Consider the following 24,261-nt stretch of genomic DNA (forward strand, 5'->3'; position numbering starts at 1 on the left):
CACCCTCCGGACCGCGTACGGCGGCAGTGCTCCGGCCCCTGCCGTGCCGCCGGACGCGGCGGCACGGCAGGGGCCGGAGCCGGGCCGGAGGCCGGGCCCGGGGCAGGGCTCAGCCGAAGTTCGGCATTTCCCCCACCGTTGTCGACATGTCGATCACCGCGAACGCTGCCCCCTGCGGGTCCGTCACCGCCGCGAAGCGGCCGAACGGGCTGTCCATCGGACCGAAGTGCAGCTTCCCGCCGTGCTTCTGCGTCTTCGACACCGCCTCGTCGCAGTCGGGCACGCCGAAGTAGATCTGGATGTACGACGGGATCTCGGGCGGGAACTCGTCGCCCATCTTCATCCGGCCCAGCACCGGGTTCCCGCTGCCGCCGACGCTGAAGACCTTGAAGTCCATGCCGGCCGCCTCCGGGTCGTCGCCCGCGTCCATCTGCTGAGCGCCGTACGGGAAGACCTTCGGCAGGAAGCCGTCCGCCTTGGCCGGCTCCCGGGTGAAGACCTCCGCCCAGGCGTACGAGCCCGCCTCGCCCATCTTCTCGAAGCCCTTGTGCTCGCCCGGCTGCCAGACGCCGAAGACCGCGCCGCTCGGCTCCTTCGCGATCAGCATGGTGCCGAAGGTTCCCACCTGCATCGGACCCATCAGCACCTCGCCGCCGTTCGCCGTGACCTTTTCGGCGGTGGCCGCCGCATCGGGCGAGGCGAAGTACAGGCACCACTGCGAGGGGGCGTCGGCCCCCGGCATCGGCGGCACGACGGCCGCGACGGCCTTGCCGCCGGAGTAGGCCTGCGTGTAGTTGCCGTACTCGCTGCTGGCCTCGCCGAAGGTCCAGCCCAGCACGTCCGCGTAGAAGGCCTTGGCCCCCTCCACATCGGCGAACATCGCGTCCACCCAGCACGGAGCGCCTTCGGGGAACTCAGACATGTCGATCGACTCCTCGTCTCGTACCTGTCGTCGTCGTAGACGGTCGTACTCACGCTAGGCGCGCGGTGTGCCGACCGCGCGGGGAGCGCGCCCAGGCGGGACGCTGGAGCCATGGACAAGGACATCACCATCCGGCTGGCACAGCAGCCGGAGGCGGACGCGCTGCTCGGCCGGAGCCCGCTGGCCGCACTCGTCGGAATGCTGCTGGACCAGCAGGTACCGATGGAATGGGCGTTCTCGGGGCCCTGGACGATCGCCCAGCGGCTGGGCGCCGACGATCTCGACGCGCACACCATCGCCGCGTACGACCCCGAGGCCTTCGCCGCCCTGCTCTCCGAGAAGCCCGCCGTCCACCGGTACCCCGGGTCGATGGCGACGCGGATCCAGCAGCTGTGCGCGTACCTCGTCGAGCACTACGGCGGGAGCGCGGAGGCGGTCTGGGCCGACGCCACGACCGGGCAGGAGCTGCTGAAGCGCCTCAAGGCACTGCCGGGCTTCGGGGAGCAGAAGGCGCAGATCTTCCTCGCCCTGCTGGGCAAGCGGTTCGGCGTGCGGCCGACGGGCTGGCGGGAGGCAGCGGGCGGATACGGCCCGGCGAACGTCTACCGTTCCGCGGCCGACATCACGGGCCCGGAGTCCCTCGCCAAGGTGCGGGCGCACAAGCAGGAGATGAAGGCCGCTGCGAAGGCCGCCAAGGCGGACAAGGCCGGCTAGCCCGGCCGGGCCGGGCCGGGCTGGGCCGGCTGGATCGGCGGCCGGGCCGACAAGGCGGCAGGCGGGGCCGATCGGGCCCCGCCCTGCTCAGGCGGTGGAGCGGTGCCGAATTGACCGGCCCGACAGGCCTCGGATTGACCTCTGTTCCCGGTCTATCAAGACCGTAGATTGGTGGACATGACAGAGATCGCGACCCGCGCCGCCACCGCCGAAGCCATCCAGGACGCTCCCGGCAGCCTCATCACGCTGCTCACCGACACCGCCGAGCTCACCTGCAACACCGCCACCTTCGACGAGGGCGCGGCGGGCGCCCCGGTGCACTTCCACACCAAGGCCACCGAGTTCTTCCACGTCACCGCCGGACGGCTCGACATCCTCGTCGACGACGAGATCCACACCCTGGGCGCCGGCGACTTCATCGCGGTCCCGCCGGGGGTCAAGCACGCCTTCGCCCCCGCCCCCGGCCACACCGCCGCCGTCTTCGTCGGCTTCACCCCCGGCATGGGCCGCTTCGACTACTACCGGCTGCTCGGCCGGGTCAACGCGGGCGAGGCCACCGTGCAGGACATCAAGGACAGCTCGGCGACCTACGACAACCACTACGCGGAGAGCTCCGTCTGGAGCGGGCGCCGCCGCAGCGCCGAGCCGTAGGTCACGTCCGCGTCGAGGCGGCGCAGTTCCTCCGCGATCAGTTCGGCGCCGCTGCGGATCTTCAGGGCCACCCTGCGGTCGGGGCTGCCCGGCAGGGTCAAGGTGGCCAGCACGCCCGCGGGCCGGTCCACCCGGATCTCCCCGCCCGTGGTGTGCAGGCTGACCCGGGTGATCACCGGGCCCTCGCTCGCCACCCGGGCCACCGGCACCCCCAGCCGGTCCTCCAGCCAGCGCGCCAGCAGTTCCGCGCTCGCGTTGTCGGGCTCGCTCTCCACCGACGCGCCGGTCACCGGCAGCGGCTTCTGGTCCAGGGCGGCGGCCAGCAGCGAGCGCCACGACGTGATCCGGGTCCAGGCCAGGTCGGTGTCGCCCGGCTGGTAGCCGGCGGCCCGCTCGTCCAGCACCCCGATCGTGTCGACGGCGGCGGCCGCGTCCGTGATCCGGCGCTGCGCGAGCGCGCCCAGCGGGTCGCCCGCCAGGTCGGTGGGAGCGTCGGCCGGCCACCAGGCCACCACGGGTGCGTCCGGCAGGAGCAGCGGCAGGACGACCGAACCGGCCTGCTCGGTCAGCGCCCCGTGCAGGCGCAGCAGCACGATCTCGCCGGTCCCGGCGTCCGAGCCGACCCGGAGCTCGGCGTCGACCCGGTTGGCGCGGAGCTTGAGCGGGCCGCGCGAGGTCCGCCTGATGACCGCGATGATGCGGCAGGGGTGTTCGCGGGAGGCCTCGGAGGCCGCGCGTACGGCGTCGTAGGCGTTCTCCTCGTCGGTGACGATCACAAGGGTCAGCACCAGCCCCATGGTGGGGCTGCCTATCGCCCGGCGGGCTTCGAGCAGGGCCCGGTTGACCTTGCTGGACGTGGTGTCGGTGAGTTCGGTCCGCATGGGCCAGAGTCTGTCACCGCGTCACCGCCGCTTGCGCGCCGTCCCGAAGATCGAGCGGGAGATCTCCCTTCCCAGTTGAGTGCCGATCGAGCGGGCCAGTGAACGGAACAGCCCGCTCCCCACCACCTGCTCGGCCAGCGAGGGATCCGGCTTCGGTGCGCTGCGCGCAGCACGCGCGGCCTCCTTCTCCTCCGTCCTGGCCTGCTTCTCGGCCTCGGCGGCGGCCGCTGCGGCCTCCGCCTGCGCCTCCGCGGCGGCCTGTTCGGCGCTGATCCGCTCGTACGCCGATTCGCGGTCGACCGGCTCCGCGTAGCGCGAGTAGAGCAGCGAGGACTTCACGGCCTGCTCCAGGTCCGCCGCCGCGATCGGTCCCATCAGCGACTGAGGGGCCCGCAGCCGGGTCGCCGCGACCGGGGTCAGGGCGCCGTTCTCGCTGAGCACGGTGATGACCGCCTCGCCGGTCCCCAGCCGGGTGAGCAGCTCCTCCAGGTCGTACTCGGAGTTGGGGAAGGTCTTCACGGTCGCCTTCAGCGCCTTGGCGTCGTCGGGGGTGAAGGCGCGCAGCGCGTGCTGCACCCGGTTGCCGAGCTGCGCGAGCACGTCCGCCGGCACGTCCTTGGGGGTCTGGGTGACGAAGAAGACGCCGACGCCCTTGGAGCGGATGAGCCGGACCGTCTGGGTGATGGACGCGAGGAAGGCCTTGGAGGCCCCGTTGAAGAGCAGGTGCGCCTCGTCGAAAAAGAAGACGAGCTTGGGCTTCTCCAGGTCGCCGACCTCCGGCAGGTCGTTGTAGAGGTCGGCGAGCAGCCACATCAGGAAGGTGGAGAAGAGCTGCGGCTTGTCCTGGACCGCGGGCAGTTCCAGTACGGAGACCAGTCCGTGCCCGTCGGCGGCCGTGCGCAGGAACTCGCTGGTGTCGAACTCGGGCTCGCCGAAGAACTCCGAGGCGCCCTGCTGCTCGAAGGCGGTCAGCGCCCGCAGGTCACCCCGGCCGTCACGGTGGACAGTCCGCCGATCCCCTTGAGTTCGGATTTGCCCTGGTCGGACACGAGGAAGGCGACGACCGCGCGCAGGTCCTTGAGGTCGATGAGCTCCAGGCCCTTGGTGTCGGCGTAGTGGAAGATCAGACCGAGGGACTGCTCCTGCGTCTGGTTGAGCTGGAGCACCTTGGACAGCAGCACCGGGCCGAATCCGGTGACCGTGGACCGGACCGGGATCCCGGGGCCGATCCCGCCGAGCGAGTAGAACTCGCAGGGGTATCCGGTGGGCTCCCACGACTGGGCCACGTCGTGGGCCCGTTCGCCGATCCTGTCGTTCGCCGTCCCGGGCGCCGAGATCCCCGAGATATCGCCCTTGATGTCGGCGAGGAAGACGGGAACGCCGCCCGCCGACAGCTGTTCGGCGATGAGCTGGAGCGTCTTGGTCTTGCCCGTGCCGGTGGCTCCGGCGACGAGTCCGTGGCGGTTGAGCATCGCGAGAGGGATGCGGATCTGACGGTCGGGCAGGCACCGGCCGTCCCACAGCAGAGCCCCGAGGTCGAGCGCGGGTCCGGTGAAGGCGTACCCGGCGGCGATCCGGTCGGCGGGTCCCGCCTCGGCCACCTCGCCCGGCTGACCGCCCGTCTGGTCCGCCGGGACGGCGGAGTCGGTGCTCTCGCTCATGCATCACTCCCCAAATAGCGCTGTTCGTCACTTTTGCACCACCGTCACGAGGCTGCGCCCGCATGCACCGGCCCGGTAGGCTTTCCGTGTGATCTTCAAGCGCATCGGAAGCGGACGGCCCTACCCCGACCACGGCAGGGAAACCACCCGGCAGTGGGCGGACGTCGCGCCGCGCCCGGTCCGGCTCGACCAGCTCGTGACGACCAAGGGCCAGCTGGACCTCGAAACGCTGCTCGCCGAGGACTCCACCTTCTACGGCGACCTGTTCGCCCACGTCGTGAAGTGGCGTGGCGACCTCTACCTGGAGGACGGGCTGCACCGCGCCGTGCGCGCCGCCCTGCAGCAGCGCCAGGTACTGCACGCGCGCGTCCTCGAGATGGACTGACGACTTCGTCTGGATTGCGCCTTTCGGGTCGCCATTGACCTATCAGCAGATCATTTAGTAGGCATCGACACCGGGCCGCACTACGCTGCGCCCATGAGCATGCTCACTCCCCCCGGCATGGGCGGAAAGTACCGCGTCACGGGAGCCGCCTACCCCCGTATGAGTCGTAAGCGGAGCCGTACCCGGATCGTCCTCGCCGTGCTCGGCTCGATCCTTGCGCTGGCCCTGGTCGGCTACGGGGCCCTGCAGCTCATCGACGTGTTCCGGGGCGACAGCCCGAAGCGGAACACGGCTGCGGGTGCCAAGGACTGCCCGACCACGCCTCCCGAGGCCGCCGCCAAGAACGGCCCCGCCGCCGCCTCCACCGCCTCGGCCGCCGCCAAACCGGCGGTCGTGCTCCCCCCGCCCGGGGAGATCACGGTCAACGTCTACAACGCGACCCCGCGCGCGGGTCTGGCCAAGGCAGTCGGTGACGAACTGGCCAAACGCGGCTTCGTGATCGGCAACGTGGGCAACGCCCCGGCCACCTTCGACAAGAAGGTCCCCGGCACGGGGATACTGCTGGGCTCCCCCACGACCGACAAGGCCGTCTTCTCCGTACTCGGCACCCAGCTCGCCGGCACCACCCAGCAGACCGACACCCGCGAGACCGCGGACGTCGACCTGATCCTGGGCGACGCCTTCAAGGAGCTGAGTACGAAGGAGGACGCGGACAAGGCGCTGGCCCTCCTGGCCAACCCCGTGCCCGCGCCCAAGAACTGCTGAAGGGCCGGACCGCCGGACCGCCGTACGGCCGCAACGAGCCGTACGGCCGCAGGCGGCGGCCTGCTCAGCCCGTACGGCTCGTACGGCTCGTACGGCTCTTCTACTCGGCCGAGCCGTACATCCGGTCGCCCGCGTCACCCAGGCCCGGCACGATGTAGCCGTGCTCGTTGAGCCGCTCGTCCACCGCGGCCGTCACCACCGTCACCGGCGTGCCCGCCAGCTCGCGCTCCATGATCTCGACGCCTTCCGGCGCGGCCAGCAGCACCACGGCCGTGACATCGTCGGCGCCGCGCTTGATCAGCTCCTGGATCGCCGCGACCAGCGTGCCGCCGGTGGCGAGCATGGGGTCGACGACGTAGACCTGGCGTCCCGAGAGGTCCTCCGGCATGCGCGTCGCGTACGTGGAGGCTTCCAGGGTCTCCTCGTTGCGCACCATGCCCAGGAAGCCCACCTCGGCGGTCGGCAGCAGCCGGACCATGCCGTCGAGCATGCCGAGACCGGCACGCAGGATCGGGACGACCAGCGGGCGCGGGTGCGAGAGCTTCACGCCGGTGGTCGGGGCCACCGGGGTCTCGATGTCGGCCTGCTCCGTGCGCACGTCCCGGGTGGCCTCGTACGCGAGCAGGGTCACCAGCTCGTCGGCCAGCCGCCGGAAGGTGGCGGAGTCGGTGCGCTTGTCGCGCAGGGTGGTGAGTTTGTGCGCCACCAAGGGGTGATCGACGACCTGCAAACGCACAACATCCTCCAAAACTCAGCCTGCGACCTGCAAAAACGGTCGCACGACGCGACCTGCACCCAAAAGGCTACGCGCTGACGCGGCCCCTTCGCGTCCGAAGCGGCGGCCACGCCCGGCGCGGCCCTGCGGATGCGCCCCGCTCGGACGCCCAGCAGGCTGGACTGATGAGCAACACACCGGTGATCGCGGCCGTCGACGGATCGGAACACAGCCTCAGGGCTCTGGACTGGGCGCGGACCGAGGCCCTCCGGCACGGCAGCGGGCTGCTGGTCGCCCATGTACTGCCCGACCACGCCCAGTTGTATGCGGGGCGCCGGGCATCGCTGCACGACGTCTCGCAGCCCGCGGAGTTCGCCGACCCCGTGCGCGACTGGATCCGGTCCCTGTTCGGCGGCGGCGAGGGCTCCGGGCTGCCCGAGTGGGTCACGTACGAGGCCCTGGAGGGCTCGGTGCCCGAGGCGCTGCGGGTGATCGGGGCGCAGGCCCGGATGCTGGTCATGGGCTCCCGGGGCCGCGGCGGCTTCGCCAGCCTGCTGCTCGGCTCCAGCAGCCGTGCCGTGGCGAGCACGGCCGCCTGCCCGGTGGTCGTGGTCCCGCACGCGGAACGCAGCGCCGGCGCCGACGCAGAGGCGGAGGAGTCGGCCGGGCGGGTGGTGCTCGGGCTGCACGCCGCCGAGACCCCCGACGACGTACTGACCTTCGCCTTCACGGAGGCGGCCGTGCGGGGGACCACCGTCCAGGTGGTCTCCGCGTACGCCATCCCGCCCTCGCCGACCCTGGTGATCGACAGCCCCTTCGCCGTGATCCCGCCGGAAGGGCTGGCCGACGAGGGGGACGGCGTACCGGCCGAACGGGAGATGCTGCGGTCCCAGACGGAGCGGCTGGCGCCGTTCCGTGAGCGGTTTCCGGACGTCCCGGTCGAGCAGGCCGCGGTGCCCGGGGACCCGGCGGGCCGGCTGGTCACCGCCTCCCGCGCAGCGGCGCTGGTCGTGGTGGGCCGGCACCACCCGCGGCGCACCGCCATGTCGATGATGATCGGCTCGGTGGCCCACGCCGTGCTCCACCACGCGCACGGTCCGGTCGCCGTGGTCCCGACCCTCAAGGACGATGCCTGACCTGCGGCGGGGTGGCATCAAACGGCCCGTCCGGGGGAAGGTGGGTGCAGGGGGGACGACCGACCAGCCCAGGTGGTGGCCGATGCCCGAGACGCAGCCGAACGACGAGGCGCCGGAGACCGCGGCGCAGCGCCGGGCCCGCCGCGCGCAGTTCCTGCGCGACCTGATGGAGGCGCGTGAGCTGCGCGATCGCGTCCAGCCCCGCCGCGCCCGTGCGGCACGTATGCGCCAGCAGATGCGGATGCGTACCTTCCGCTGGTAGTCCCCCGGTCTGGCCGGTCATCGCCCCCGATCGGCAGCGGCCACCCGGAGCATTCCGGCCCCGCGGGCCGGATCCGGCCCGGCAGGCGTGCACCGCGCGGCTTCCGGCCCCCGGCACGCCGCGACACGTCCGGGCCGCACCGCCCGCCCCACACCCCTCGATACGGCCCCGCCGCCCCAGCGCCGCAACCCCGCACGGCCCCCGCCGGGACACGGCACGGCACGACGCAAGCGCGGAAGACCTCTCGCTCAGCCGCTGTTTCTGCCACGATGCCGATTGGGCGGGGTACGGGCGGCGAGCAGCACAGCCGTTCTGCCCCATCCTCCGGCCGGGGGGACCTCCAACCGGCACGCCTAAGACCAGTGGGAGAGTCACGGTGTATTTCGCCGCACTGCTCGCGCGCACCGAAGACGGGTGGGAAGCGAGCGACATGGAACTCGACGACGTCGAGTCCCTCAGTGATCTGATCGATCTCGCCCGGTCCGCCGCTGTCGACGACGACACGGTGGTCGCCCTCATCGAGCAGGAGGACGCCTGGTTCGGCGTCGTCCGCGTGGACGGCGAGGAGGACCCGCGCTACTTCGTATCGAACGCCTCCGCGGCCGCCCGCAGCTCCTACGGCTCGATGCTGACCAAAGAGCTGCTGGGCAGCGACGAGGAGGACGACGAACTCGACGACCTGGACCTCGACGGCACCGAGGACGGCGAGGAGGATGCCGTCGCCGCGTTCACGGACGAGGACGCCGACGAGGACGAGGCGGGCGGGGCCGGCGCGGAGCCGGTACCGGCCGGTCCGCTCGGCGACCCGATGCTGCTGGACGACCTCGGGGTGACCAACAAACAACTGATGACCCTGGACGGGGACGCCCTCTCGGAGATCGCCGAGTCCCTCGGCGCCACCGAGGTCCTGGAGGCCGTCCGCTAGTGCTCCCTGCGAACACCGACGATCCCGTACGGGATCCGTGGCGGGACTCCATGCGCCTGGCGCTCCAGGAGGCCGCCCGGGCGGTGCCGGCCGGCGATGTGCCGGTCGGCGCCGTCGTGCTGGGCCCGGACGGCAAGGTCCTCGCCACCGGGTACAACGAACGCGAGGCGACCGGCGACCCCACGGCGCACGCGGAGGTACTGGCGCTGCGCCGGGCGGCCGCCGCGGTCGGGGAGTGGCGGCTGCCGGGGTGCACCCTCGTGGTGACCCTGGAGCCGTGCGTGATGTGCGCGGGCGCGCTCGTGCAGTCGCGCGTCGCCCGGGTCGTCTTCGGCGCGGACGACGAGAAGGCGGGCGCCGCGGGGTCGCTGTGGGACCTCGTACGCGACCGCAGGCTCAATCACCGCCCGGAGGTGGTCCGCGGTGTCCTCGCGCAGGAGTGCGCGAGGCAGCTGAAGGACTTCTTCCGCGACCTCTGACCGGCCGGACCGGGCTCGGGAAAGCCCTGCGCACGGCACCTGCGAGGCCCCGGGAGACGCCCCGGAGACGCCCCGGGGACGCCCCGGGGACGCCGATTTCGGCGGATGGGGGTCCTTAGGCTAGGATCCATCTCGGTAGTGTGTCCGAGTGGCCGAAGGAGCTCGCCTCGAAAGCGAGTATGGGGCAACCCATCGGGGGTTCAAATCCCTCCACTACCGCTTCGATCGAGAGCCCCGCCCCGCAAGGGTCGGGGCTCTCGGCGTTTTCCGATCCTCTCTCCGGAGGACACCCGCGTGACCGCCCGCCCCCTCGGCCGTTGTCACGGTATGACCAAGACCCAGCGCATGCTCGCCGCCATCGCCCTCGCGGGGGCCGCCGCGGGCCTCGCCGCTCCCGCCGCCTCGGCCGCCCCGATCTCCCCGCTCACCCTGCCGGACCTGCCGGCGGCCGCCCCGGGCATGCCGGCCGGGGCCCAGCCCACGTCCGTCCAGGAGATCGGGTCGCAGCTCAGCGCCGGTGCGAACCAGCTCAACGCGCTGATGGAGCTGCCCAACCAGCTGGCCCCGGTCATCGCACCCGTACAGCCGCTCACGGACCTCGCCGGCGGCCTGGAGTAGCACCCCGGCCTCCGACGGGGGTCAGGGACAACGCGAGGAAGGTCCCGACCGACGGTCGGGACCTTCGACGCACGGGACGGGGGAAGCGGCATCGGGGGGACAAAGCCACTTCCCCCGATGAGGACGGACCTGCCGGTCCGGGCCGCAGTCAGGGGGAAGCTCGCGGCTCGGACCCCGCAGTGAGGCCCTGTCCCTCACCCACCGGTTTCCTGCCAGAACCGGTGGGCTCACATCAATCCTGCGCCCGCCGCAACCCACCGCGCCACGGCAAAGGACCCGGAGTACCGGGCCATTGGTCCTTAAAGGACAGGTGAGTGCCCAATCCTGACCGGTTAGACTCACCCGACTTGCAAGGACCGGTTGGGGAGGCCGCCCGCACGTGGACACCAAGAAGCTCATCACGGGTGCCCTCACCGTGTTCGTCCTCTTCGTGATCATCACCCAGCCGAAGAGGGCTGCCGAGATCGTGGAAATAGGCTTCCAGGGGATATCGGATGCCGCATCCGGCATCGGCGAGTTCATGACCGAACTGGTGCGCTGACCCGTACGCTGAAGCGGTTCCCGGACTTCCGGCCCCCCACTCCGACGGGTGGGGGGCTTTTTGCATACCCACCAATGGGCATAATGCCCCGCTATGCCCAACTTGCCCTCAACACGGCGATATACGGTGCTTGCACACAGTGCACATCTCTTGTGATGCTATGACCGCTTTTGATGGATGAGAGTTGACTGAAGGGGTGGCGTGACCGTGCCGGCCAGTACTGCGCCTCAAGTGCCACCCCAGCAGGACCCCCAGGTGCCGCCCCAGTCGGAACCCCAGCGGGAACACCGCCAGGAACCCCTCCAGGCGCCGCCCGAGGAGCCCCCGGTCGCACCGAGACCCCCCAGCAGGGGTGCGGACACCCGGGCCCTCACCCAGGTCCTCTTCGGGCAGCTGAAGGACCTGGAGCCGGGCACCGGCGAGCACAGCCGGGTGCGCGGGGCCCTGATCGAGGCCAACCTCCCGCTCGTCCGGTACGCGGCCGCCCGCTTCCGCAGCCGCAACGAGCCGATGGAGGACGTGGTCCAGGTCGGCACCATCGGCCTGATCAACGCCATCGACCGGTTCGACCCGGACCGCGGCGTGCAGTTCCCGACCTTCGCGATGCCGACCGTCGTCGGCGAGATCAAGCGGTACTTCCGCGACAACGTCCGCACCGTCCACGTACCGCGCCGCCTCCACGAGCTGTGGGTCCAGGTCAACGCCGCCACCGAGGACCTCACGACCCTCCACGGCCGCACTCCGACCACCGCCGAGATCGCCGAGCGGCTGAGGATCACCGAGGACGAGGTGCTGTCCTGCATCGAGGCCGGGCGCAGCTACCACGCGACCTCACTGGAGGCCGCCCAGGAGGGCGACGGCATGCCCGGGCTGCTGGACCGCCTCGGCTACGAGGACCCCGAGCTGGCCGGGGTCGAGCACCGCGACCTCGTCCGCCACCTCCTCGTACAGCTGCCCGAACGTGAGCAAAGGATCCTGCTCCTGCGGTACTACAACAATCTGACGCAGTCGCAGATCAGCGTGGAGCTCGGCGTCTCCCAGATGCACGTCTCCCGACTCCTCGCCCGGAGTTTCGCCCGACTGAGATCCGCAAACAGGATCGAGGCGTAACCGGAACGAGTGGAGATCATTCGCACGTTTCCCGACAGATCGGACTGATCGACTCCTGACCTGCTCTGTCGCTGGAGATATATGTCGACATGGCGCTACAGCGCGTTGCCGACATGTGACATTCTGCGTGAACCGCGTTTGCCGCAGCCCCGCCTCCGGTATTCAGGTGGAGGCTGCGTTCCTCCGACGGGCGCGCCGTACGCGACCGTCCGCGACCTCAAGGGGGTGGCATGTCCGTAGACCAGGGCAGCTCCAAGGTGCTCACGCTCGTCAAGAGCGTGCCTGCGCCGACAGCACCTGTAGCGTCCGACCGCTCGGAAGCCATCGACACCCGCACCCTCTCCCGCTCCCTCTTCCAGCGACTTGCCGGCCTGGATGCGGACAGCCCCGACCGGGCGTACGTACGGGACACCCTGATCGAGCTGAACCTGCCCCTCGTGCGCTACGCGGCCGCCCGGTTCCGCAGCCGCAACGAGCCGATGGAGGACATCGTCCAGGTCGGCACCATCGGCCTGATCAAGGCGATCGACCGCTTCGACTGCGAACGCGGCGTCGAGTTCCCGACGTTCGCGATGCCGACCGTCGTGGGCGAGATCAAGCGGTTCTTTCGGGACACCTCCTGGTCCGTCCGCGTCCCGCGCCGGCTCCAGGAACTGCGCCTGGCGCTGACCAAGGCCAGCGACGAGCTCGCCCAGAAACTGGACCGCTCGCCGACCGTGCCGGAGCTCGCCGCCGTGCTCGGGGTCTCGGAGGAGGACGTGGTCGACGGTCTCGCCGTCGGCAACGCCTACACCGCCTCCTCGCTCGACTCGCCCTCCCCCGAGGACGAGGGCGGCGAGGGCTCCCTCGCGGACCGCCTCGGCTACGAGGACACCGCACTGGAGGGCGTCGAGTACCGCGAGTCCCTGAAGCCCCTGCTCGCCAAACTCCCGCCCCGGGAACGGCAGATCATCATGCTCCGGTTCTTCGCGAACATGACTCAGTCGCAGATCGGCGAGGAGGTCGGCATCTCCCAGATGCACGTCTCCCGGCTGCTGACCCGCACCCTGGCGCAGCTGCGCGTGGGCCTCATCGGGGAGTGATACGGCGCCTCGCGCTTCCCAATTGACGATGCGTCAGTAAAACTGGCGCGATGCGAAAGGGATCGCGAGCGGCCGCCACCACCCTCCTCGCCCTGTGCTGCACGGCCGCCGCCGGCCTCACCGGCTGCGGCGGCCCGGCCCGGGGCGGCTATGTCGCCGTGGGCGCCGCGGCCCCGGGCCCCGAGCGGGGCGCGGGGGAGAACGTGGCGCCGCGGGGTCAGGTGGAGTTCCAGCAGCTCGGCGGCCCGGACCCGGCGGGCGGATCCTCCGCGTCCGCGGAGTCCTCCGATACGACGTCCGGTCCCGCGGGATCCGGGACCCCGGGCGGCTCCGCCCCGGGCGGAGCAACGACCACCGCCCCCGGCGGCTCCGGGAACACTTCCGGCGCCCCCACCGGGCCGGGCAGCACCCCACCGTCCCCCGGCACTCCGGGCGCGCCCACACCGCCCGGCGGGCCGACCCCGCCGGGCGCGCCGACGAGCCCGCCCGCCGGACCGGGCACGACTCCGCCGGGCCCGCCGGCGTCCACGCCGGCCCTGCTGACGCTGTCCGCGCCGGTCCGGTCGGCCGCGGCCGACCGCTGGTGCGAGCGGGTCACCGTGACCTTCACCAACACCGGGAGCACTGCGGCCCGTGCGGGCACGGTCACCTTCGCAACCCACATCATCGGCGCACTCGGGATCGACTGGGCCACGATCAGCACGAGCCAGCCCCTGCCGGCGCCTCTGGCGGGCGGGGCCGCGAAGACGCAGACCTACACGGTGTGCGTGGAGTCCTGGCGGGTGCCGCTGGGCATGCATGTGGACACCCGGAAGGTCACCGCCACCTGGAGCTGAGCCGCCTGCGGCGCGGGGTCCGGTCGGGGGCCGGTCGGGGGCCGGTCGGAGGCCGGTCAGAGGCCGGTCGGAGGCCGGTCGGGGCAGGCCCACCCGGGCGACCTAGACCGTCAGCGCAGGACAGCCCAGGCGACCACTCCGACGACGAGCACGAGGGCGAGGGCCAGCCCCACCTTCACGGCCGGGTTCGAGGACCCGGACCGCCCCTGCTGCTGCTCGGCGCGGCGCTGCTGACGGGATCCGGGACCCGCCTGGCGGGCCGGCGCGGCCTCCTCGACGAAGGCCCGGAACATCTGCGTGCTGCCCGCGGGGTCGTAGTTGCCCTCGGGGACCTGTGAGTTGTGGTTGTCAGCCATGGAGCAGGACCCTAGCCGGTTTTCCGATTCCTTTACCGCCCCACCCCCGGATTCATTTGCCTGTAGCAACCATTCGCTTCTATGGTTGCCTCAAGCAACAAGATGGGGGAACCCGGTGACCGTGCAGACCGCACCCACGACTGAGCGCACTCCGGCCACGTCGGCCATCGCGACCACCTCCTCGGCCGCTCCCGGTACTCCGTACGCGGAGCTGGCCCGCCAGCTCACCGGAATCGGCGCGGTCAAGCGCGAGCTCGCCCGGAACCTGCCCCCGGACTGCCCGCCCGGCGCCGCCGCCGTCCTGACCGTGCTCGACCGGCACGGGGAGATGCGCCTGAGCCGGCTGGCCGAGTTCATGGCGGTCGACATCTCGGTGACCAGCCGGCACGTCACGCACATCGCCGACCGCGGCTGGATCGAGCGGGAGATCGACCCCGTCGACGGACGCTGCCGGATCCTGCGGCTCACCCCGGCCGGACGGGCGCTCCTCACCGAGCTCGGCGCCCGCTACACGGCCTCGCTGGAAAGAGCCCTCCACGGCTGGTCCCCCCAGGACATCGACGTACTCAACACCCTGCTGGCCCGACTCCGATCGAGCTTCTAGAGGTAAGGAAAGACATGGCCCAGTCGGAGACGACAACCGACACCCCACCCGCGTCCACGGACACCTCCGTGACCATGACCCACCCCCAGATCATGAAGGCGCTGTCCGGGCTGATGCTCGGCATGTTCGTGGCGATCCTCTCGTCCACGATCGTCTCGAACGCCCTGCCCCAGATCATCAGCGACCTCGGCGGCACCCAGTCCTCGTACACCTGGGTGGTCACCGCCGCCCTGCTGTCGATGACGGCCGCCACCCCGCTGTGGGGCAAGCTGTCGGACCTCTTCAGCAAGAAGCTGCTGGTCCAGATATCCCTCGTGATCTACGTCCTCGGCTCCGTGGTCGCGGGCATGTCCCAGAACACCGGCACCCTGATCGCCTGCCGCGTGGTCCAGGGCATCGGCGTCGGCGGCCTGTCGGCGCTGGCGCAGATCGTGATGGCCGCGATGATCTCCCCGCGCGAGCGCGGCCGGTACAGCGGCTACCTCGGTGCGGTCTTCGCCGTCGCCACCGTCGGCGGCCCGCTGCTGGGCGGTGTCATCACCGACACCGAGTGGCTGGGCTGGCGCTGGTGCTTCTACGTCGGCGTGCCGTTCGCGATCATCGCCCTGATCGTGCTCCAGCGCACCCTGCACCTCCCGGTCGTGCGCCGCGACGTCAAGGTGGACTGGCTGGGCGCCTTCCTGATCAGCGGCGCCGTCTCGCTGCTGCTGATCTGGGTCACGCAGGCCGGCGACTCCTACGAGTGGATCTCCTGGCAGACCTGGGCGATGACGGGCGGCGCGCTCGTGCTCGGCCTGCTCTTCATCCTGGTCGAGTCCCGCGCGAGCGACCCGATCATCCCGCTGAGGCTGTTCCGCAACAAGACCATCAGCCTGGCCTCGGCGGCCTCCCTGTTCGTGGGCATCGCGATGTTCTCGGGCACCGTGTTTTTCAGCCAGTTCTTCCAGTTGGCCCGCGGTGAGTCCCCGACGATGTCCGGAATCCTCACGATTCCGATGATCGCCGGCCTCTTCGTCTCCTCCACCCTTTCCGGTCAGGTGATCACCAAGACCGGCAGGTGGAAGGCCTGGCTCGTCTCCGGCGGCGTCCTGCTGACGGCCGGCCTGGGTCTGCTCGGCACCCTCCGCTACGACACCCCCTACTGGCACATCGCGATCTACATGGCGGTGACCGGCCTCGGTCTCGGCATGATGATGCAGAACCTGGTCCTCGCCACCCAGAACCAGGTGGCCCCCGAGGACCTGGGCGCCGCCAGCTCGGTCGTCACCTTCTTCCGCTCCCTCGGCGGCGCCATGGGCGTCTCCGCGCTGGGCGCGGTCATGGCCAACCGGGTCACCCACTACGTCCAGGACGGCCTCGCCGCCCTCGGGCCGAAGGCCGCGGCCCTGGGCCACGGCGGCACCGCCGGGGGCGGTATCCCCGACCTGGACAAGCTGCCCGCGCCGTTCCGCGAGGTCATCGAGTCCGCGTACGGGCACGGCGTCGGCGACGTCTTCCTCTACGCCGCCCCGTTCGCGCTGCTCGGACTGGTGCTGGTGGTGTTCATCAAGGAGGTCGCCCTGCAGTCGAAGCCGGCGGCCCACGCCCCGGCCGCGGCCTCGAACGAGGCGGCCCCCGCGGAGGCCGTCGTCAAGGCTTAGCCGGTGCTTGCCCGGCCGGTGCCCGAGCGGTCGGGCACCGGCCGGGCCGGTACGTGCCCGGCCGGTGCCTTGGCCTCGATGCCCGCGATCAGGACGTCGAGCGCGAGGCAGAAGTCGCCCTCCGGCGCCCGCCGGACCGTCCCGCCGCAGCCGTGCAGGAACTGCGAGACGGCCAGGTGGGCGCCGGTCCGTGCGGCGTCCACCAGGCCGGTGGCGTCCAACAGCCGCTGCAGGGCGGCGTCGAAGGCCCGCGCGTGCGGGCCGATGTTCGGATACGCGGCGGTGAGCGGAGCCACCCACGGGTGGTCCGCCAGCACCCGCCGGTAGCTCCGGGCCAGCGTCTGCAACCGGCCCGGCCAGTCCGCCCCACCCCCGCCGCCCTCCACCGCGCCCTCCTCGACCGCGGTCGGCAGCCTCAGCTCGCCGAGCGCACGGTCCAGGGCGAGTTCGAGCAGGTCCTGCTTGGTGTCGACGTACCAGTACAGGGACATCGCGGTCACCCCGAGCCCGGCGGCGAGCCGCCGCATCGAGAACCGGGCCAGCCCGTCGGCGTCGAGGAGCCGCACGGTGGCGGCGGTGATCCGGTCCCGGTCCAGCCCGGAGGGTGCCTCGCTGCGGCGTCTGGCGGGTGCGGGCCTGGTGGCCAGCCACACACTGGTCCGGGTCTCGCCGGGATCGGCCGCGGTCACCATGCAGGCACCCTCCTCACGACAGGTGGATCAGTCCGGAATGCCCGGTCCGCACTCTCGATGCTAGGGGGTGTCCTGCCGATCGGGCCGGATCAGCGGGCGGGGTCCGGTGCCGTGAGGCCGGATCAGGTCGCTGAAGCCGTCAGGTCGTAGAAGGTGGCTCCGCCGACCGTGGTCGCCTTGAAGGTGGTCTTGACCCAGGCCTCGATGTCCGTACTGCTGCCAGCGCCCGGGCCGCCGCCGGGACCGCCCCGGCCGCCGCCCCCGGGCATGCCGCCCTCGGCGCCGCCGGTGGTGGTGCTCTGGCCGATGAACCAGTGGATCTTCCCGTCCCGCACGTACTCCTGGAACTGCTCCAGGGTCGGCGAGGGGTCGCTGCCGTTGAAGCCGCCGATCGGCATGACGGGCGCCCCGGAGGCCAGCTGGTAGCTCGCCGCGTTCTGGGAGCCGATCGCGGCAGCCGCCCAGGTGTACTCGTCGGCGTCGGTGGTGAGGGCCGTCCTTGCCTCGGCGCTCACCCGGGCGCCGTTCAGCAGCCCGCCCGGACCGCCCTGGCCGCCGCCGAACCGTTCGGCGCCGCGTCCTGCACCCGCACCGCCCGTACCGCCCTGGCCCTGCGGCATCCCGCCCTGGCCGCCCTGCCCCTGCGGCGCGACGCCTCGCGGCGGGGTACCGCCCTGCTGCCCGGCCCCCGGCCGGCCGCCACCGTCCTGCCGCGCCCCGCCCGGGCCGCCTTGGAGCATTTCGCCGGGGCCTCCGGGGCCGCCCATCATCCCGCCCGGTCCGCCCCGGCCGCCCGCCACCGCCGGACCCGCGGTCACGATGGAGCCGGTGTGCGCGGTGCTCACCGTGGTCAGGCAGTACGCGAACGGCCCACCCAGCGCCGCTGCCACCCCCAGCGCCGCGGTGGCCTGGAGCATCCGGCGCCCCGCCCGCGCGGCGAACGGCAGCGCGGCCGCGGCGAGCAGCCCGCCGGCCAGGACCGCCCAGCGCAGCCACGGCAGATAGCCGGTGGCCCGGCCGAGCAGTACGAACGACCAGACCGCAGTCAGGGCGAGCGTGCCGGACAGGGTGATCGCGGCGGCCGTGCCGCCCCGCTCCTCCCAGAGCACGGCGAACCCCATGCCGATCAGCGCCGCCACGAACGGGGCCAGCGCCACGGTGTAGTACTCGTGGAAGATGCCCTGCATATAGCTGAAGACGACCGCTGTGATCAGCAGCGAACCGCCCCAGGCCAGGAACGCCGCCCGGGCCATGCCGTCCAGCGAGTCGGTGACTCGGCGGGCCCGCCAGGTGACGACCAGGCCGGCCACCAGCAGCACCAGGGCCGCCGGCAGCAGCCAGGCGATCTGCCCGCCGATGTTGCCCGAGAAGAGCCGGTCGATACCGGTCTCGCCCCAGCCTCCGCCTCCACCGCCCGCGCGGCCGCCACCGCCGACGCTTCCGGTCTCGTTGCCGTTGATCCGGCCGAGGCCGTTGTAGCCGAGGGTCAGCTCCAGGAAGGAGTTGTTCTGCGAACTGCCGATGTACGGGCGGGAGGAGGCCGGCCACAGTTCCACGACCGCGACCCACCAGCCTCCGGCCACCACCATCGCGAGCCCCGCCAGCAGCAACTGGCCGAGCCGCTTGCGCAGCCGGGTGGGTGCGCAGACGGCGTACAGCAGGGCCAGCGGCGGCAGGATGACGAAGGCCTGCAGGGTCTTGGTGAGGAAGGCGAAGCCGACCGCGACCCCGGCCCAGACCAGCCACTGGGTGCGGGCCCCGTCGAGGGCGCGCAGTACGCAGTACACAGTGGCCGTCAGCAGCAGGGTCAGCAGCGCGTCGGGGTTGTTGAAGCGGAACATCAGAGCGGCGACGGGCGTCAGTGCGAACGCGGCACCGCTCAGCAGCGCGGCTCCGGGGCCGAACTGGCGGCGCACGGCGGCGTACAGCACACCGGTGGTGGCGATGCCCATCAGGGCCTGCGGGACGAGGATCTGCCAGGCTCCGAGCCCGAAGAGCCGGACGGACAGCATCATCGGCCACAGGGCCGCCGGGGGCTTGTCGACGGTGATGGAGTTCCCGGCGTCGGAGGAGCCGAAGAAGAAGGCCTTCCAGCTCTCGCTGCCCGCCTGTACGGCGGCGGAGTAGAAGGAGTTGGCGTAGCCGGAGGAGCCCAGGTCCCACAGGAGCAGGGCGGCGGTGGCGATCAGCAGTCCGGCGAGGGAGGGGAGCTCCCACCGGGGACGGTCGACCGTGCGGCGGCCGGTGCCGGCGCGGGCCTCGGGGACCGGGAAGAGCGAGGGTGCTGCGGTGGTCATCGGATGTCGTCCTTCGCGAGGGTGTCGCGCCGTTCGGGGAAGACCCAGGCACGGAAGAGCAGGAAGCGCAGCACGGTGGCGGCGAGGTTGGCGGTGATCAGCACGGCCAGTTCGGTGCCGTGGGCAGGATCGGCGGTGGCCGCTGCGAGCGCGGCGAGCGAGCCGCTGGTGAGGGCCAGCCCGATGCCGAACACCACGAGCCCCTGGGCCTGGTGGCGCACGGCCCGGTCCCGGCCGCGCACCCCGAAGGTGAGCCGGCGGTTGGCGGCGGTGTTGGCGATCGCGGAGAGCAGCAGTGCGGCGCCGTTGGCGAACTGCGCGCCGGTCCCGGCCCGGAACGCCGAGTACAGGAGCAGGTAGAGCACCGTGGACAGCGCTCCGACGGCGCAGAAGCCGAGCAGCTGGCGGGCCAGTCCCCCCTCGACCCCGGGCAGTGCGGCGCGATCGCGCGGATCGTCGCCGAAGGGCCGGGCGAGCCGGTCCAGGGGGAGCGCACCGACCGCGAGTGCCCGGCCCACGCGCCAGACGCCCTTGAGGTCCTCGGTGGCGGTACGGACGATGTGGACGGTGGAGTCGGGGTCGTCGACCCAGTCCACCGGAACCTCGTGGATCCGCAGCCCGGCGCGCTCCGCGAGGACGAGCAGTTCGGTGTCGAAGAACCAGCCGGTGTCCTCCACCAACGGCAGCAGCCGTTCGGCCACCTCGCGCCGGATCGCCTTGAATCCGCACTGCGCGTCGCTGAACCGGGCGGCGAGGGAGGACCGCAGGAGGAGGTTGTAGGCACGGGAGATGAACTCCCGCTTGGCTCCGCGCACCACCCGTGAGGTCCGGGCCAGGCGGGTACCGATGGCGAGGTCGGAATGACCGGAGATCAGTGGTGCGACCAGCGGCAGCAGGGCGTTGAGATCGGTGGAGAGGTCCACGTCCATGTAGGCGAGGACGGGGGCCTCGGAACCGGACCACACCGTGCGCAGGGCCCTGCCCCGGCCCTTCTCCTCCAGCCGGGTGCTGCGTACGCCGTCCAGTGCGGCGGCGAGCCCCTGCGCGACCTCGGGGGTGCGGTCGGTGCTCGCGTTGTCGGCGACCGTGATCCGGAACGGGTAGGGGAAGGTCCGGGTGAGGTGCTCGTGCAGTCTGCGGACGCACGGGCCGAGGTCCTCCTCCTCGTTGAACACAGGGATCACCACGTCGAGGACGGGCTCGCCGGGCACGGGCGCGAGGGGCGCCCGGGCCGGAAGGGCCCCGGGAGAGGTGTCGGTTCGCATGGTCCGACACTCGCGGGGGGCCCTGTCACCGCTGTGTGCTGAGCCTGTGCCCTGCCTGTGAGGCGGCGCGGTCCGGCCGCGCGTGTGGCAGCAGTACCTCGAAGCAGGTCCGTCCGGGCTTGCTCCGCACGTCGACCCGCCCGCCGTGCGCGGTGACCACGGCCTGGACGATGGCCAGTCCGAGTCCGGTGGAGCCCGCGGCCCGGGAGCGCGAGGCGTCGCCGCGGGCGAAGCGCTCGAAGACGCGGGGGAGCAGATCGGGCGCGATGCCGGGTCCGTCGTCCTCGATGCGCAGCCGGACGGCGGATGTTTCACGTGAAACATGGGCGGTGACGGTGGTGCCCGGCGGGGTGTGGGTACGGGCGTTGGCGAGCAGGTTGACCAGGACCTGCTGGATCCGCGCCGGGTCGGCCCGTACCGGTGCCGGCTCGTCGGGCAGGTGCAGGCGCCAGTGGTGCTCGGGACCGGCGGCGCGGGCGTCGCTGACCGCGTCGACCACGAGCGGGGCCAGGTCGGTGTCGGCGTCGGCGGTGGACAGCGGGCGGCCCGCGTCGAGCCGGGCCAGCAGCAGCAGGTCCTCGACCAGGCCGGTCATCCGGGTGGCCTCGGACTCGATCCGGCCCAGGGCATGCCGGGTGTCGGGGCCCGGCTCCTCGCGTCCGCGGCGGGTCAGTTCGGCGTAGCCGCGGATGGAAGCCAGCGGGGTGCGCAGCTCGTGGCTGGCATCGGCGACGAACTGCCGGACCCGCATCTCGCTCTGCTGGCGGGCGGTGAGGGCGGAGGAGACATGGCCCAGCATCCGATTGAGGGCCGCGCCGACCTGGCCCACTTCGGTGCGGGGGTCGGCCTCGGCCTCCGGGACCCGCTCGTGGAGGGCGGGCTCGCCCTTGTGGAGGGGGAGTTCGGAGACCCGGGTGGCGGTGGCGGCCACCCGGCGCAGTGGGCGCAGGGCGACCCCGACCAGGACCTGCCCGGCGAGGGAGGCCGCGATCAGGCCGGCCAGGGTCACGCAGAGCTCCACGCCGACCAGGGTGCGCACGGTGGAATCGACGTCGCTCAGCGGGAAGCCGAGGGCGAGGCTCCCGTCGGGGGCGATCAGTACCCGGTAGCTGCCGAGTCCGGGAAGCTCGGCGTCCACGGGCTCGGACTTGCCCTGCGCGGCTTTGCGGGCGGCCTGGGCGAGGGTCTTGCCCTGGGCCTCGGTCAGCGGTGGCGGCGGGTCGGCCGACCAGCCGTCGCCGCGGGCATTGCGCGCGGTCCCGAGAACCGTCCCGGCGGGATCGAGCCGGATCCCGGCGGCGTCCAGCGGGCTGCCGGGAGCCATGACGAAGCCGGCGCTGTTCTCCCGGGCCGGTTTCCCGCCGGGCGCCCGGGCGGCCATCCTGACGGAGGTCTTCAGCTGTTCGTCGAGCTCGGTGACCAGGTACGAGCGCAGGGCGAAGGTGGTGACGGTTCCGATGGCCGCGCCCACCACGGCAATCAGTGCCACCGCAGAGACGACGAGCCGGGTGCGCAGCGACCAGGGCCGGCGGCCGCGCGGTCGCCGTTTCGTACGCAGGGCCACTACTCGGCCGGCTTGATCAGGTATCCGGCGCCGCGCCGGGTGTGGATCATCGGCGGCATGCCGATACCGCTCTCCAGCTTCCTGCGCAGGTAGGAGATGTAGAGCTCGACCACATTGGCCTGGCCGCCGAAGTCGTAGGACCAGACCCGGTCCAGGATCTGCGCCTTGCTCAGCACGCGCCGCGGATTGCGCATCAGGTAGCGCAGCAGCTCGAACTCGGTGGCGGTCAGGTGAACCTCCCGGGTGCCCCGCACCACCTCGTGGCTGTCCTCGTCCAGTCGCAGGTCGCCGACGGCCAGCACCGAGCCGCCGCGCGCGGCCTGTGCCGCGCCGGAGCGCCGGACCAGGCCGCGCAGCCGGGCGACGACCTCCTCCAGGCTGAAGGGCTTGGTGACGTAGTCGTCGCCGCCCGCGGTGAGGCCCGCGATCCGGTCCTCCAGCGAATCCTTGGCGGTCAGGAACAGCACGGGGACCTGCGGGATCTCCCGGCGCAGCCGCCCCAGGACGGCCAGGCCGTCCATGTCGGGGAGCATGATGTCGAGGACGACGACGTCCGGCCGGAACTCCCTCGCCGCCCGCACCGCTCCGGCCCCGTCGCCGGCGCTGCGGACCTCGCAGCCCTCGTAGCGCAGGGCCATGGAGAGCAGCTCGGAGAGCGAGGCCTCGTCGTCGACGACGAGGACCCGGCAGGGTCCGCCGTCGGGCCGCACCAGGGCCGCGGGGTGGTTGGTGGACGTGGACGCATGGGAGGTGGTCGTCGCAGTCATACCGACCACGCTGGCCGGTGCCTCTGAGAGCGTTCTTGCGCCTACCTGTGAATTTCCTGAGAAAGGAAAAGGCGCTACGGGGACCTGGCGCGGGCGGCCGGGGCCGGGGCCGGGGCCGGGCGTCAGCCTTCGAGTCGGAAGAGCCGGGCGCCGTTGTCGTGGCAGACCGCGCGCAGCCAGTCGTCGCCGAGGCCGAGCCGTTCGAGGGCCACGAGCTGGTGCTCGTAGGGGTAGGGGATGTTCGGGAAATCGGTCCCGAGCAGGATCCGGTCACCGAGGTCCGCGAGCCGTCCCAGGTCACCGGGCGGGAAGCCGCTGAGCTGCTCGGAGAAGTCGGTGAAGGCCATGGTGGTGTCCAGGCGGACCTCCGCGTACCGGTCGGCGAGGTCGAGGAAATCGGCGTACTCGGGCATGCCCATGTGGGCGATGACCAGCGGGAGCCTCGGGTGGCGGGCCAGCAGGCGGGTGATCGGATCGGGGCCGGTGTACTTGCCCGGGACGGGGCCGGATCCGCAGTGGACCACGATCGGGATGCCGGCCTCGGCGAGCAGCCCCCAGACGGGGTCGAGCCGCTCGTCGTTCGGGTCGTAGCCACCGACCTGGAGGTGCGCCTTGAAGATCCGGGCCCCTGAGTCGACGGCGCGCCGGACGTAGGCGGTCACGCCCTCCTCCGGGAAGAAGGTCGCGGTGTGCAGGCAGTCGGGGGTGCGGGCGGCGAAAGAGGCGGACCAGGCGTTGAGCCAGGCGGCCATCGCCGGTTTGTGCGGGTAGAGCATGGCGGTGAAGGCACGGACCCCGAACTCCCGCAGCAGCGCGACGCGCTGCTCCTCCTCGTGCCGGTAGGTGATGGGCCACGCGACGCCGGTCAGCGGGCCGACCGCGTCGAAGTAGTCCCAGACCTTGTCCAGGACCCGCTCGGGCATGAAGTGCGTGTGGACGTCGACCAGTCCGGGCAGTCCGAGTCGCTCCCGGAAGGCGCGGACCGCCTCAGCCGTTGCGGACAAAGCCGTGGCTCCGCTCGACGGTCGCAACGTGCAGGGTGTAGCTCTCGTACCAGTCGGCGCGGCCCTGCTTCATCGCCGCGCGGTGCTCCAGGTCCTCCCGCCAGACGGTGAGGGACTCGTGGTCGCGGAAGTAGGCGACGGTGATGCCGAGGCCGCCGGGGGTACGCGCGGACTCGTACCCGAGGAAGCCGGGATTCGCCCGGACGATCTCATTCAACCGCGCGAGGGTCTCGGGGTATCCGCTGTCGTCGGCGGCACGGGTGTTGCTGAAAACAGCCATGACATAAGGGGGTTCGAAGGCCGGTACCGGCTGAGTGGTCATGTCGAACACCCTCGGCGGCGGACCCCCGGCATGTCCATCGCAAACGGCTCCGGGAGGCCAAAGGGAT

At 71.9% G+C, this 24,261-nt stretch carries 26 protein-coding genes, 1 tRNA gene and 1 pseudogene; 16 read left to right on the top strand and 12 right to left on the bottom strand.

The window, feature by feature from the left end; genetic code table 11:
• Positions 1–109 precede the first annotated feature (109 nt).
• Positions 110–922, bottom strand: a complete 813-nt coding sequence (locus IE257_RS26460; RefSeq protein ID WP_189972423.1) for a VOC family protein — start codon at positions 920–922, stop codon at positions 110–112.
• A gap of 111 nt (positions 923–1,033) precedes the next feature.
• On the opposite strand from IE257_RS26460, the gene IE257_RS26465 reads away from it, so the two are divergent.
• Complete coding sequence (locus IE257_RS26465) at positions 1,034–1,636, top strand: HhH-GPD-type base excision DNA repair protein (RefSeq protein ID WP_189972424.1); 603 nt, start codon at positions 1,034–1,036, stop codon at positions 1,634–1,636.
• Between the two features lie 177 nt (positions 1,637–1,813).
• Positions 1,814–2,287 (top strand): cupin domain-containing protein, encoded by a 474-nt coding sequence (locus IE257_RS26470; RefSeq protein WP_189972425.1) that lies wholly within the window; start codon positions 1,814–1,816, stop codon positions 2,285–2,287.
• On the opposite strand, the gene opcA is transcribed toward IE257_RS26470, so the two are convergent.
• A complete protein-coding gene (opcA, locus tag IE257_RS26475; RefSeq protein WP_189972426.1) occupies positions 2,236–3,168 on the bottom strand; it encodes a glucose-6-phosphate dehydrogenase assembly protein OpcA in 933 nt (310 codons plus the stop codon). The two genes, IE257_RS26470 and opcA, sit on opposite strands and share 52 nt — an antisense overlap.
• 21 nt (positions 3,169–3,189) lie before the next feature.
• Positions 3,190–4,829, bottom strand: a pseudogene (locus IE257_RS26480) (helicase HerA-like domain-containing protein).
• An 88-nt stretch (positions 4,830–4,917) separates the two neighbouring features.
• Between IE257_RS26480 and IE257_RS26485 the strand changes: the two are divergent.
• Both IE257_RS26485 and IE257_RS26490 read left to right on the top strand, forming a co-directional pair.
• Positions 4,918–5,214, top strand: coding sequence for a type II toxin-antitoxin system VapB family antitoxin (locus tag IE257_RS26485; RefSeq protein ID WP_030010424.1), 297 nt, complete (start codon positions 4,918–4,920; stop codon positions 5,212–5,214).
• Positions 5,215–5,307: 93 nt separating this feature from the next.
• Positions 5,308–5,979, top strand: a complete 672-nt coding sequence (locus IE257_RS26490) for a LytR C-terminal domain-containing protein (RefSeq protein ID WP_229920671.1) — start codon at positions 5,308–5,310, stop codon at positions 5,977–5,979.
• A 100-nt stretch (positions 5,980–6,079) separates the two neighbouring features.
• On the opposite strand, the gene upp is transcribed toward IE257_RS26490, so the two are convergent.
• The gene (gene upp, locus IE257_RS26495; RefSeq protein ID WP_030010426.1) at positions 6,080–6,715 is read right to left on the bottom strand and encodes a uracil phosphoribosyltransferase; all 636 of its coding nucleotides are present in this window, start codon (positions 6,713–6,715) and stop codon (positions 6,080–6,082) included.
• A gap of 164 nt (positions 6,716–6,879) precedes the next feature.
• Between upp and IE257_RS26500 the strand changes: the two genes are divergently transcribed.
• The 10 genes from IE257_RS26500 (at position 6,880) to IE257_RS26545 (ending at position 13,683) form a co-directional block, all read left to right on the top strand.
• A complete protein-coding gene (locus IE257_RS26500; RefSeq protein ID WP_229920672.1) occupies positions 6,880–7,830 on the top strand; it encodes a universal stress protein in 951 nt (316 codons plus the stop codon).
• An 82-nt stretch (positions 7,831–7,912) separates the two neighbouring features.
• On the top strand, positions 7,913–8,092 hold the full coding sequence (locus tag IE257_RS26505; protein ID WP_030384042.1) for a hypothetical protein: 180 nt from the start codon (positions 7,913–7,915) through the stop codon (positions 8,090–8,092).
• 376 nt (positions 8,093–8,468) lie between these two features.
• A complete protein-coding gene (locus IE257_RS26510) occupies positions 8,469–9,017 on the top strand; it encodes a tRNA adenosine deaminase-associated protein (RefSeq protein ID WP_030384041.1) in 549 nt (182 codons plus the stop codon).
• A 50-nt stretch (positions 9,018–9,067) separates the two neighbouring features.
• A complete protein-coding gene (gene tadA, locus IE257_RS26515; RefSeq protein WP_229920687.1) occupies positions 9,068–9,496 on the top strand; it encodes a tRNA adenosine(34) deaminase TadA in 429 nt (142 codons plus the stop codon).
• 134 nt (positions 9,497–9,630) lie between these two features.
• Positions 9,631–9,715: transfer RNA gene (locus IE257_RS26520), tRNA-Ser, on the top strand.
• 108 nt (positions 9,716–9,823) lie between these two features.
• A complete protein-coding gene (locus IE257_RS26525) occupies positions 9,824–10,114 on the top strand; it encodes a hypothetical protein (RefSeq protein WP_189972428.1) in 291 nt (96 codons plus the stop codon).
• A gap of 379 nt (positions 10,115–10,493) precedes the next feature.
• The gene (locus IE257_RS26530) at positions 10,494–10,655 is read left to right on the top strand and encodes a hypothetical protein (RefSeq protein ID WP_184791566.1); all 162 of its coding nucleotides are present in this window, start codon (positions 10,494–10,496) and stop codon (positions 10,653–10,655) included.
• A gap of 231 nt (positions 10,656–10,886) precedes the next feature.
• A complete protein-coding gene (locus tag IE257_RS26535) occupies positions 10,887–11,765 on the top strand; it encodes an RNA polymerase sigma factor SigF (protein ID WP_372453119.1) in 879 nt (292 codons plus the stop codon).
• Between the two features lie 230 nt (positions 11,766–11,995).
• A complete protein-coding gene (locus IE257_RS26540; RefSeq protein ID WP_189972430.1) occupies positions 11,996–12,847 on the top strand; it encodes an RNA polymerase sigma factor SigF in 852 nt (283 codons plus the stop codon).
• A gap of 50 nt (positions 12,848–12,897) precedes the next feature.
• Entirely contained in the window at positions 12,898–13,683 is a 786-nt protein-coding gene (locus IE257_RS26545; protein WP_229920673.1) for a hypothetical protein, read from the top strand.
• A gap of 110 nt (positions 13,684–13,793) precedes the next feature.
• Here the strand turns inward: IE257_RS26545 and IE257_RS26550 are convergent, their stop codons facing one another.
• Complete coding sequence (locus IE257_RS26550) at positions 13,794–14,039, bottom strand: hypothetical protein (protein WP_189972431.1); 246 nt, start codon at positions 14,037–14,039, stop codon at positions 13,794–13,796.
• Between the two features lie 166 nt (positions 14,040–14,205).
• On the opposite strand from IE257_RS26550, the gene IE257_RS26555 reads away from it, so the two are divergent.
• The gene (locus IE257_RS26555; protein ID WP_189972561.1) at positions 14,206–14,643 is read left to right on the top strand and encodes a MarR family winged helix-turn-helix transcriptional regulator; all 438 of its coding nucleotides are present in this window, start codon (positions 14,206–14,208) and stop codon (positions 14,641–14,643) included.
• Positions 14,644–14,717: 74 nt separating this feature from the next.
• Positions 14,718–16,283 carry an MDR family MFS transporter gene (locus tag IE257_RS26560; RefSeq protein ID WP_505383559.1) on the top strand — a complete coding sequence of 522 codons (1,566 nt, stop codon included), beginning with the start codon at positions 14,718–14,720 and terminating at the stop codon, positions 16,281–16,283.
• Here IE257_RS26560 and IE257_RS26565 read toward each other — a convergent pair.
• From IE257_RS26565 to IE257_RS26595, 7 genes are all read right to left on the bottom strand, one after another.
• Positions 16,280–16,975, bottom strand: a complete 696-nt coding sequence (locus tag IE257_RS26565; RefSeq protein ID WP_189972433.1) for a TetR/AcrR family transcriptional regulator — start codon at positions 16,973–16,975, stop codon at positions 16,280–16,282. The genes IE257_RS26560 and IE257_RS26565 overlap by 4 nt on opposite strands.
• A 122-nt stretch (positions 16,976–17,097) precedes the next feature.
• Positions 17,098–19,272, bottom strand: a complete 2,175-nt coding sequence (locus tag IE257_RS26570) for an ArnT family glycosyltransferase (protein WP_189972434.1) — start codon at positions 19,270–19,272, stop codon at positions 17,098–17,100.
• Positions 19,269–20,537 (bottom strand): bifunctional glycosyltransferase family 2/GtrA family protein, encoded by a 1,269-nt coding sequence (locus tag IE257_RS26575; protein ID WP_189972435.1) that lies wholly within the window; start codon positions 20,535–20,537, stop codon positions 19,269–19,271. The genes IE257_RS26570 and IE257_RS26575 overlap by 4 nt, the downstream gene beginning before the upstream one ends.
• A gap of 25 nt (positions 20,538–20,562) precedes the next feature.
• Positions 20,563–22,026: a sensor histidine kinase gene (locus IE257_RS26580; RefSeq protein WP_372453118.1), complete on the bottom strand. Its 1,464-nt coding sequence runs from the start codon at positions 22,024–22,026 to the stop codon at positions 20,563–20,565.
• 74 nt (positions 22,027–22,100) lie between these two features.
• Entirely contained in the window at positions 22,101–22,868 is a 768-nt protein-coding gene (locus IE257_RS26585; protein ID WP_281064106.1) for a response regulator transcription factor, read from the bottom strand.
• Between the two features lie 122 nt (positions 22,869–22,990).
• Positions 22,991–23,899: an amidohydrolase family protein gene (locus tag IE257_RS26590; protein ID WP_372453117.1), complete on the bottom strand. Its 909-nt coding sequence runs from the start codon at positions 23,897–23,899 to the stop codon at positions 22,991–22,993.
• Positions 23,856–24,194: an antibiotic biosynthesis monooxygenase family protein gene (locus IE257_RS26595; protein WP_189972437.1), complete on the bottom strand. Its 339-nt coding sequence runs from the start codon at positions 24,192–24,194 to the stop codon at positions 23,856–23,858. The genes IE257_RS26590 and IE257_RS26595 overlap by 44 nt, the downstream gene beginning before the upstream one ends.
• Between the last annotated feature and the right edge of the window lie 67 nt (positions 24,195–24,261).

The organism is Streptomyces avidinii, from assembly GCF_014650695.1.
GTDB classification, from domain to species: Bacteria; Actinomycetota; Actinomycetes; order Streptomycetales; family Streptomycetaceae; genus Streptomyces; species Streptomyces avidinii.

Bases quoted from the DNA above. Each gene is read 5' to 3' on its own strand.
- IE257_RS26490 (WP_229920671.1), top strand. From the start codon at position 5,308: ATGAGCATGCTCACTCCCCCCGGCATGGGCGGAAAGTACCGCGTCACG.
- tadA (WP_229920687.1), top strand. From the start codon at position 9,068: ATGCGCCTGGCGCTCCAGGAGGCCGCCCGGGCGGTGCCGGCCGGCGAT.
- IE257_RS26585 (WP_281064106.1), bottom strand. From the start codon at position 22,868: ATGACTGCGACGACCACCTCCCATGCGTCCACGTCCACCAACCACCCC.
- IE257_RS26550 (WP_189972431.1), bottom strand. From the start codon at position 14,039: ATGGCTGACAACCACAACTCACAGGTCCCCGAGGGCAACTACGACCCC.
- IE257_RS26565 (WP_189972433.1), bottom strand. From the start codon at position 16,975: ATGGTGACCGCGGCCGATCCCGGCGAGACCCGGACCAGTGTGTGGCTG.
- opcA (WP_189972426.1), bottom strand. From the start codon at position 3,168: ATGCGGACCGAACTCACCGACACCACGTCCAGCAAGGTCAACCGGGCC.
- IE257_RS26575 (WP_189972435.1), bottom strand. From the start codon at position 20,537: ATGCGAACCGACACCTCTCCCGGGGCCCTTCCGGCCCGGGCGCCCCTC.
- IE257_RS26540 (WP_189972430.1), top strand. From the start codon at position 11,996: ATGTCCGTAGACCAGGGCAGCTCCAAGGTGCTCACGCTCGTCAAGAGC.
- IE257_RS26500 (WP_229920672.1), top strand. From the start codon at position 6,880: ATGAGCAACACACCGGTGATCGCGGCCGTCGACGGATCGGAACACAGC.
- IE257_RS26525 (WP_189972428.1), top strand. From the start codon at position 9,824: ATGACCAAGACCCAGCGCATGCTCGCCGCCATCGCCCTCGCGGGGGCC.
- IE257_RS26570 (WP_189972434.1), bottom strand. From the start codon at position 19,272: ATGACCACCGCAGCACCCTCGCTCTTCCCGGTCCCCGAGGCCCGCGCC.
- IE257_RS26470 (WP_189972425.1), top strand. From the start codon at position 1,814: ATGACAGAGATCGCGACCCGCGCCGCCACCGCCGAAGCCATCCAGGAC.
- IE257_RS26560 (WP_505383559.1), top strand. From the start codon at position 14,718: ATGACCCACCCCCAGATCATGAAGGCGCTGTCCGGGCTGATGCTCGGC.
- IE257_RS26505 (WP_030384042.1), top strand. From the start codon at position 7,913: ATGCCCGAGACGCAGCCGAACGACGAGGCGCCGGAGACCGCGGCGCAG.
- IE257_RS26595 (WP_189972437.1), bottom strand. From the start codon at position 24,194: ATGACCACTCAGCCGGTACCGGCCTTCGAACCCCCTTATGTCATGGCT.
- IE257_RS26465 (WP_189972424.1), top strand. From the start codon at position 1,034: ATGGACAAGGACATCACCATCCGGCTGGCACAGCAGCCGGAGGCGGAC.
- IE257_RS26460 (WP_189972423.1), bottom strand. From the start codon at position 922: ATGTCTGAGTTCCCCGAAGGCGCTCCGTGCTGGGTGGACGCGATGTTC.
- IE257_RS26545 (WP_229920673.1), top strand. From the start codon at position 12,898: ATGCGAAAGGGATCGCGAGCGGCCGCCACCACCCTCCTCGCCCTGTGC.